Genomic DNA, 9,099 nt, shown 5'->3' on the forward strand with positions numbered 1-9,099 from the left:
GTGTGTGGGTGCTGACCGGTCTCTGGCACGGCGCAAAGTGGAATTATATAGCATGGGGCTTGTATCACGGAGTGCTGATATGCATGTCGACACTTTTTGAGGAACCGCTGGCAAAGCTTACAAAGGCGCTCAGGATAAAGACTGACTGCATAAGCTGGGAGATATTCAGAATGCTCAGAACATTCATCCTCTGTGTCATAGGACGTCTCATATTTATGGGACAGGGAATCCGAAGTTCGATCTGGATGATCCGTTCCATGGTTTTTGATCACTCAAGGGTGTATAATATTGTGGATGAATTTTCACTTTCAGGAAGAGAGTGGAGAGTTTTGATATTTGGATGCCTTCTCCTTCTTGCTGTGTCTATCGCGCAGGAGATCATGGAGAGAAGAGGCAGCACAGGCGATGTCAGAGAATGGCTTGCAAAGCAGAACATAGTATTTAAATGGCTGGTTATGGCAGCAGGTCTGGCATTCATTGCCATATGCGGAGTATACGGCTCTGGTGCGGGCGCATCATTTATATATGAACAGTTCTGATGAGAAGGGAGAAAGATATGCCAGCGTGGATAAAATATACAATATCAGTATTTTCGATATGTACAGTGCTTTTCCTTGGCTTGAACAAGGCGGGAGAACTGGCGAGACCACAGGATTTTGACTCTGATGTGTGGACAAACTACTATGCGGAGGAGGATAACACCATCAATACGGTGCTCATCGGCTCCAGTTCGATGTACAGATACTGGATACCGACCCAGGCGTATGAGGAGCAGGGTTACACATCGATGCTCATAGGTACTGCGGCTCAGGATATCAGACTTGCGCCGTATCTCATGGAGGAGGCTGCCAAGACCCAGGATCTGGATCTGTTTGTGGTTGAGGTCAGAAGTATTATCATACGAGGCGATGTCACAAAGATAAAGGATGAGCATTACAATTATCGTATGGAGGTCATGACATCGGGCATGAGACCATCATCGACGAAGTTTGAGATGATACAGAAGTATTACAGAGCGGATGAGAAGTCAAAGTTCGAGCTCATGTTCCCTATTCTGAAGTATCACGATAATCTGCTGACATTTGACAGACAGGTGCTTATAGACAGACTCAATCAGGGAACGGACGAGTTCAAGACAGGTAGGCAGAGGTCGAAGATCACGAAGATCAAGGAGCCTGTGTTCGAGTCTGACGGACAGCTTCATCTGTCGGATGAGACACTCGGATATATCGATGACATAGAGACAAAGGCAGAGGAGCTCGGAGTTAAGGTTCTGCTGGTTGCGACACCTTACTACCCATCAAAGGGTCAGGCATCCAAGCAGCTTCAGCTTGACGAGTACATAGCCTCAAAGGGATATGATTATCTGAACATGAACAATGTTCTTGATGAACTGAATCTGGATTATTCAACAGATTTCTACAACAGCAAGCATGTAAATATTGCGGGTGCCAAGAAGGTTACCACATATCTTGCACAATATATAGAGGACAATTACGGCCTGCAGAGTAAGCTTACAGATGAGCAGAAGCAGAGCTGGACTGATGCCTGTGATGCCTGGGCAGATGAGGAAAGCAGTCTCATGGCAGAATGGGAGAAGTACAAGAAGGAGAACGAATAATGTATAAGCAGACGGTATTACATTATATTCAGGAGTATGCCCAGACGCAGCCGGACACTCTGGCGGTGTGTGAGCTAAGAAAGACAGTCACATACGCAGAGTATTGGAGCAATATAAGAAAGACTGCACACGCTTTGCAGGATATGGGCATATGCAAGGGCGATCATGTAATGATCAGATGCACACAGAACATAGATTATCTGACAGTGTTCACTGCACTGCAGTACATGCAGGTGCTTGTCGTGCCGATAGAGAAATCCACATCCGCAGAGAGGGCAATTGAGATAGGCCAGAGAGTTGACGCGGCATGTCTCATATCAGACAAGCCTGTGGATGGAATAAAGTGTATAAGCCAGAAGGAAATAATAACCAGGATGAAGGATGAGAGCGAGGCAGAGCTTGAGCTTCCGGGTGAGGAGGACAGATCGATGCTGCTCTTCACAACGGGAACAACCGGATCTTCAAAGGGCGTTGTCATGCACCACAGAGGTGATGTGGGAATAGCCGGCAATGTCATCGAGGGAACAGCCATGAAGAAGGGCAATGTGGAGATAATACCAATGCCTCTCAACCATTCATTTGGAATAAGAAGATACCAGTCAGACATGGTAAATGGCGGCACAGTATGTCTGATGGACGGAATGGTATTTATCGGAACGCTGTGGAAGCTCATAGAGAAATACGGAGTGACATCCATGGCGATATCACCGGCATCACTCGGAATGATATTCCATTTGTCTGATGACAGGATCGCGGATTATGCAGATCAGCTTGATTATATACAGATAGGCTCAGCACCTCTTGCCGAGTCAGACAAGGAGAAGCTGCTCAGATTGCTTCCACATACAAGACTGTATAATTTCTATGGTTCATCTGAAGCCGGATGCGCATGCATACTGGAGTTCAGTGGCAATGGCAACAAGACAGGATGTATAGGAAGACCTACCGTGAACTCGGTCGTAAGATTCTCTGACGACGAGGGTAACGTGGTTACAAATGGCAGCCCGGAGTCACCGGCACTTCTGTCCTGGGGCGGTTCTATAGTCATGGAAGGCTATTACAATGACCCCGAACTCACTGCTGAGACCATTGTGGATGGATATGTTAGGACAAAGGATCTGGCATATCTGGATGAGGATGGCGACTGCATACTTGTAGGCAGGGCCGATGATGTGATAAACTATGGTGGAAGCAAGATATCTCCTGCAGAGATAGAAGACCTTGCACTTGGATATGAGCATATAGATGATGTGGCTTACACTTCAATCAAAGACCCGATCACCGGAGAGCTTCCGGTCATACTGGTCGTGCAGAAGGATGGCTATGAGGAAGCTGATTTTGAAAGCTTTCTTGCTGACAGACTTGAGAGCTACAAGCTTCCAAGAAAGTATATCTATGTTGAAAGTATACCAAAGACGTTCAAGGGTTCAGTTCTGCGAAAGGAAGTAAGAAAGCTTGCAGAGCAGAACGTATAGATAGTTTGCAGAGAAGATCATACAAAGGAGAATTGAACAATGAAAGAATTTATTGAGATGCTCAAGAAGATCAAGCCAAATGTTGATTTTGAAAATGAGGAGGCACTCGTTGACGACGGAATCCTGGAGTCACTCGATATCATCTCTATCATTTCAGAGATAGCAGATAAGTACGGAGTTGTCATCCCAAGTGATGAGATCATACCTGATAACTTCAACTCAGCAATCGCTCTCTATGAGCTTGTGGAGGATCTGAAGTAGGATCTGAAACATGATCTGAAAGTGGAATCAGATATATCTGGAACAAAAACCTGTGTATATGTTATATACACAGGTTTTTTTAAATGCACAGATGTTCATATAAATAAATTTTAAAAAGAATAGCATTTTACTGTTGACATATAATTAAATACATGTTTAAATGTTCATAGATTCAATGAGAACAATGAAAAGGAGATAACTATTATGAAGAAGTATAAGATTGAAGTTGATTGTGCAAACTGTGCAGCAAAGATGGAGGAGGCTACAAAGAAGGTAGCAGGTGTTAAGGATGCAACTGTAGCATTCATGGCACAGAAGATGAGCGTTGAGTTCGACGACGGAGCTGACGAGGCTGAGGTTATGAAGAACGTACTTAAGGCTTGTAAGAAGGTTGAGCCTGACTGCGAGATCTTTATGTAACCAAAGGCGGTTATGCATGTGCATGCTGACTGCCGGATTATGGTATAGCAGGTTGTTTAGTCACGGCTAACTGTGAAAGATCTGTGCTCTATCAGATAGGAGGATGTTATGACAAAGAAACAGAAAAAAGTGCTCAGAAGAATTATAATATCGGCGGTTCTTCTGGTTGCCATGGCTGTCACATTCACAGTTCTTGAAAAGACCGGGATGGTGGATCTTGAAAATCCGTCGATCATGTGGAGATGTATAGAGATCGTGGCGTACCTGATTCCATATCTTATCATCGGTTACGATATACTTAAGAAGGCGTTTCTCGGAATCATACACGGAGAAGTATTTGACGAGAATTTCCTCATGGCTATAGCCACTGTAGGTGCCATGGTGCTCGGTGAGTACAAGGAGGCGTCAGCGGTTATGCTGTTCTACCAGATAGGCGAGCTGTTCCAGAGCTACGCCGTAGGCAAGAGCAGGAAGAATATCACAGCACTCATGGATATCCGTCCGGATTATGCCAACATAGAGAAGGATGGCAAGCTGGAACAGGTTGATCCGGATGACGTTCAGATCGGAACAGTCATAGTTGTACAGCCGGGCGAGAAGGTGCCTATCGATGGTAAGGTTGTGGAGGGCTCATCCTCACTCAACACAAGTGCCCTCACAGGTGAGAGCGTACCTAGAGAGGTTCATGTCGGCGATGAGATCATCAGTGGATGTGTCAACCTCACAGGACTTATCAAGATCGAGACATCCAAGGAATTTGGAGAGTCAACTGTATCAAAGATCCTTGATCTCGTTGAGAACTCAAGCATGAAGAAGTCCAGATCAGAGAACTTCATCACAAGATTTGCAAAGTATTATACACCGGCTGTATGTATAGCGGCACTTGCGCTTGCAGTGCTTCCGCCATTGGTAAACATTATCATGGGTAATCCTGCAGCATGGTCCAAGTGGATCATCAGAGCACTGACAACACTTGTTATAAGCTGTCCATGTGCACTGGTAATATCCATTCCACTGAGCTTCTTTGGAGGAATCGGCGGAGCTTCGGCAAAGGGTATTCTGGTCAAGGGTTCCAACTATCTTGAGGCTCTCTCATACACAAAGTATGTCGTGTGCGATAAGACAGGAACACTCACAAAGGGTGTGTTCCAGGTTACAGAGATACATCCTGAGGGAGGAATGAGCGAAGCTGATCTTCTTGAAAAGGCAGCGCTGGTCGAGAGCTATTCCAACCATCCTATCAGCAAGAGCCTGAAGGAGGCATATGGCAAGGAAATCGACAACAACAGGGTCACAGACGCAAAGGAGATCAGCGGACACGGTGTGTCAGCGGTTGTTGATGGTCATGAGGTTGCCGCAGGAAATGTCAAGCTCATGAAGCAGATGAACATACAGGCAGCGGTTCCTACATCGGTTGGAACAGAGATACATGTTGTCGTGGATGGAAAGTATGCAGGATATATTCTCATATCAGATGTTGTCAAGCCAAATGCAAAGGAGGCTATAAGTGGTCTCAAGGCAGCAGGCGTGGAGAAGGTAGTTATGCTCACAGGTGATGCGAAGAAGGTTGCAGATGCAGTCGGAAGCGAGCTTGGCGTGGATGAGGTGAGAAGTGAACTTCTCCCTGGAGACAAGGTGGATGAGGTCGAGAAGCTCATCGCAGCCAAGGGAGAGAAGGAGAAGCTTGCATTTGTCGGAGATGGAATCAATGACGCCCCTGTACTTTCGAGAGCAGATATAGGAATCGCCATGGGAGCCCTTGGTTCCGATGCAGCTATCGAAGCTGCGGATATCGTGCTCATGGATGATGATCCTGCAAAGATAGCGACAGCCATGAAGATATCCAAGAAGACACTCAGGATCGTACACCAGAACATAGTATTTGCACTTGTGATCAAGTTTGCATGCCTTGCACTGGGCGCAGTTGGATTTGTCAACATGTGGTGGGCAATATTCGCAGATGTAGGAGTTATGATCCTTGCGGTATTAAATGCGACAAGAGCACTGAGCTTCAAAGAATAGGAGGAGACCGCATGGGAGAGATACATTTGCCGCATTGTCACTGCGACAATGAGAACAAGATCATAAAATGCATGCCGTCTGTGGAAGATTGTAGCAGCATGGCAGATATATTCAAACAGCTCAGCGATGGCACAAGGCTCAGGATACTCTGGATGCTGTGCCACCTCGAGGATGTGTCAGCAACATAGCGGCGGCCATGGAGATGAGTGATCCGGCCGTATCGCACCACCTGAAGCAGCTCAAGGGCAGCGGCCTGATCGTGAGCCGCAGAGAGGGCAAGGAGGTATATTACAAGCTGGCGGACACGGAGACAGCCAGACTTGTACACAAGGTGTGTGAGGAGATGTTCCAGATAACATGCCCGCTTGAACAATAGAATAATATGACAGATAAATCCCCGCCGGTACCGAACAGATCAGTGCCGGCGGGGATTTTTTGCGTGGACAAGGAGATGAAGATATTATTATTTTAGGGTTTAGAGTAAAAAGTTGTTGACACATATCTGTACATAGTGTATATATAACATATAAACAGTTGAGAACAGTTTAAGGAGGTGTACATATGAGACTTTCTCAGAACTCAGGAGTGCCTATATATCAGCAGATAGCAGACAGCTTCAAGTCGGACATTCTGGCGGGCAAATATGCCCAGGGCGAATATCTGCCGTCTATCAGGGGGCTGGCACGGGATCTGAAGATAAGTGTTATCACCACCATGAAAGCTTATGAGCTGCTGGAGCAGGAAGGTCTGGTCACGGCTGAACAGGGCAAGGGCTTTTATGTGAATGCACAGGACAGTGAGATGCTGATAGAGCAGCATCTTCGAAAGGTAGAGGCATCTTTGACGGAGGCCATAGCTGCGGCACGTATTGCGGGGTTGTCGGACGATGAGCTCAAGAACATGCTTGATGCTCTGCTGATGGTGGAGGACCGATGATTTGACAGGCAGAGAACAAAGTGGACAGAGAATAGGGAAAAAGAAAGACATGAAGAGAGTTTAAGGTTTAATGGAGGATTGGATGATGAATTATGACTGCGCTGTAAAAGGGGAGAATATTTCCAAAAAGTTTAAGACATTTACACTGGATATACCTGATTTGAGGGTGCCAAAGGGATTTGCGACAGCACTCATCGGTGAAAATGGAGCGGGAAAGACGACACTTCTCAATATGCTTTCAGGAATAAGGCTTGATTACAAAGGTGAGCTGACTTTCTTTGACAAGTATTCATCGGAGGAAAAGGAGAGAAGGGCGGATGTAAAGAACAGGATAGGCTATACGGGAACAGGCAGATATTACCTTCCACAGTGGACTGTATCTGATGTGGAGGAGATAAGCAGTCTGCTCTTTGACAATTTTGACAGGGACGAGTTCGAAAGATATTGCCGAGAACTTGCGATATTTCCTGATTCCCCGGACGGTGTTGCTCTGAAGAAAAAGTGTTCAGCACTCTCTGATGGAACCAGAACTAAGCTGATGCTTGCCGGGGTTATGGCGAGGGATACAGACCTGCTGCTGCTCGATGAGCCAGCATCGCCTCTTGATCCTCTTATGCGAGACAAGCTGTGTCAGATGATCGGCGATTATATAAGCGACGGAGCGGGGGAGAAGAGTGTATTGTTCTCAACACACAATATATCCGATATGGAGAGTATCACTGATTATGCGATCATCATGGAACATGGAAATGTGGTCGAGTGCGGATTTGTGGAGGACCTGAAGGAGAAATACATACTGATAAAGGGAGATGCCCAGGATGCGGAGGCGGCATCAAAGATCCTTTATACCATGACTAAGAATCCTTATGGCTTTGAGGGAATCTGTCTTGCAGAGAATCTGGACAAGCTTGCAGGCATGAATGTGAGCAAGGAGATACCATCGCTGTTTCAGATAAGTGTGGCGGTCATGAAGAATAATACAAAAATGGTATTAAAGTAAAAACTGCTTAGAGTGTTTCACGTATTTATAGGAGCGTAATTATGAGGATGATAAAGGATTACAGAGCCATTACGAATGGAAAATACCGGCTAGTGTGTAATGTGTTGATACCGATCATACTGGGGGTGATACTGGCATTGATCGATATAGGAGTGAGAAAATATTATGTAACAGCGGTCATGCTCGGTGTGGGAGCGGCGCTCATGACTGCGATCGAGGTTATGGCTGATTATTGGGGATTCGGTGCAATATGTGTGAAGGGCTGCCTTGGAATGGATTATCTGAAGACGTCAACAAAGGGGAAAGCCATGTTACGGAATGCGCTTACGGCGGATCTGCTTGTCCGACCGGCGAGGATCGCGATATGCATGGTGATAGTGGCCGTACCATATGAAATTATGGTGGGTAACCCGGTAAGACTGCTTTGCCTGTCGATACTGCTCACAGCAGATATTTCCGTGTGGGCGCTGAACATTACGAGATATGTCCAGAATGTTCAGGTCATGAGTCTGCTGTCCATGCTGTCATCAGGAGCATCGGGAGCTGCGGTTATATATATAACGATATCTTCGGGATTGCAGAAGTTTACATGGCTCATAGTTGCAGCACTGGCGGTATTGCTGCCGGTTGGAATATATGTGACGCGCAGACATATGTACCGCAAGGTTGAGGCGTCTTATCTGGATATGGATTAACAGATTGTTGTTCAAGGCTGGAAACGGCTTAGACTATCCGCCCCGCCTGCCGGCGGGAGGAATGATATATATTAGACAAGGAGGATTAAGGGATGAAAGATTTGATACTTGGTTTTAAACTTCTCAGATATGGATATAAGTTAAAGACAAATGTGATGATGCTTATTTTGTTCACTGCAATAGGGTTTGTGTTCGAACTGTCATCACACGGAACGAATATTCTGGGCGGTTTCTATTTTATGCTGACTGGAATGTTTGCCTACCAGATGATAATATACATGAATGCATCGGACTATGTGCAGTCAAGCGTGATGAAGAGAAAACTGGAGGTGGGAATGCCAGTGATCGTCAGCACAGTTGTGTATCTTGTACTTTTCACAATACTTGTTGCGGAGAAATATATACTTATCAGAATGTATCCGGAGAATACAGAAAACTATCAGGATACATTGTTTATGATCATATTTATATTGTTCGGAGCTATGATATTCTGTGGCGTATGTTACAAATATTTTGTGGCAAGTCTTATCGTGTTTATGCTGGTGATAATGACCTGCATGTCAACACTAAATTCCTGGTTGTATCACCATCATATATCGGAGGTTATAAGCCTTGGAATTGTAAAGCTTGCTATCCTTGGATATGCGGCCATCCTTTTGGGTGGTGTTA

Annotated in this window: 11 protein-coding genes and 1 pseudogene; all 12 read left to right on the forward strand. The window is 45.7% G+C overall.

Translation table 11 applies throughout. The features are described from left to right. Positions 1–539, forward strand: a pseudogene (locus tag CCU_RS05130) (MBOAT family O-acyltransferase); the annotation flags it as partial. A gap of 17 nt (positions 540–556) precedes the next feature. Next, the gene (locus CCU_RS05135) at positions 557–1,621 is read left to right on the forward strand and encodes a hypothetical protein (protein WP_015533821.1); all 1,065 of its coding nucleotides are present in this window, start codon (positions 557–559) and stop codon (positions 1,619–1,621) included. Beyond that, positions 1,621–3,096: a class I adenylate-forming enzyme family protein gene (locus CCU_RS05140; RefSeq protein ID WP_015533822.1), complete on the forward strand. Its 1,476-nt coding sequence runs from the start codon at positions 1,621–1,623 to the stop codon at positions 3,094–3,096. Before CCU_RS05135 ends, CCU_RS05140 begins: the two co-directional genes overlap by 1 nt. 39 nt (positions 3,097–3,135) lie before the next feature. Then, complete coding sequence (locus CCU_RS05145) at positions 3,136–3,357, forward strand: phosphopantetheine attachment site (protein ID WP_015533823.1); 222 nt, start codon at positions 3,136–3,138, stop codon at positions 3,355–3,357. 201 nt (positions 3,358–3,558) lie between these two features. Beyond that, complete coding sequence (locus CCU_RS05150) at positions 3,559–3,777, forward strand: cation transporter (RefSeq protein ID WP_055146474.1); 219 nt, start codon at positions 3,559–3,561, stop codon at positions 3,775–3,777. Between the two features lie 108 nt (positions 3,778–3,885). After that, positions 3,886–5,799, forward strand: coding sequence for a heavy metal translocating P-type ATPase (locus CCU_RS05155; RefSeq protein WP_015533825.1), 1,914 nt, complete (start codon positions 3,886–3,888; stop codon positions 5,797–5,799). Positions 5,800–5,810: 11 nt separating this feature from the next. Next, positions 5,811–5,987 carry a helix-turn-helix transcriptional regulator gene (locus CCU_RS14915; protein ID WP_015533826.1) on the forward strand — a complete coding sequence of 59 codons (177 nt, stop codon included), beginning with the start codon at positions 5,811–5,813 and terminating at the stop codon, positions 5,985–5,987. Beyond that, positions 5,957–6,175 (forward strand): metalloregulator ArsR/SmtB family transcription factor, encoded by a 219-nt coding sequence (locus CCU_RS14920; protein ID WP_330369826.1) that lies wholly within the window; start codon positions 5,957–5,959, stop codon positions 6,173–6,175. Before CCU_RS14915 ends, CCU_RS14920 begins: the two co-directional genes overlap by 31 nt. Positions 6,176–6,360: 185 nt before the next feature. Continuing rightward, the gene (locus tag CCU_RS05165) at positions 6,361–6,735 is read left to right on the forward strand and encodes a GntR family transcriptional regulator (protein WP_015533828.1); all 375 of its coding nucleotides are present in this window, start codon (positions 6,361–6,363) and stop codon (positions 6,733–6,735) included. A gap of 82 nt (positions 6,736–6,817) precedes the next feature. Continuing rightward, a complete protein-coding gene (locus tag CCU_RS05170; RefSeq protein WP_238051478.1) occupies positions 6,818–7,735 on the forward strand; it encodes an ATP-binding cassette domain-containing protein in 918 nt (305 codons plus the stop codon). A gap of 41 nt (positions 7,736–7,776) precedes the next feature. After that, positions 7,777–8,430 carry a hypothetical protein gene (locus tag CCU_RS05175; RefSeq protein ID WP_015533830.1) on the forward strand — a complete coding sequence of 218 codons (654 nt, stop codon included), beginning with the start codon at positions 7,777–7,779 and terminating at the stop codon, positions 8,428–8,430. Positions 8,431–8,522: 92 nt separating this feature from the next. Continuing rightward, a partial coding sequence (locus CCU_RS05180) for a hypothetical protein (protein WP_208896008.1) occupies positions 8,523–9,099 on the forward strand: 577 nt, incomplete at its 3' end.

Source organism: Coprococcus sp. ART55/1 (assembly GCF_000210595.1).
GTDB lineage: Bacteria > Bacillota > Clostridia > Lachnospirales > Lachnospiraceae > Coprococcus > Coprococcus aceti.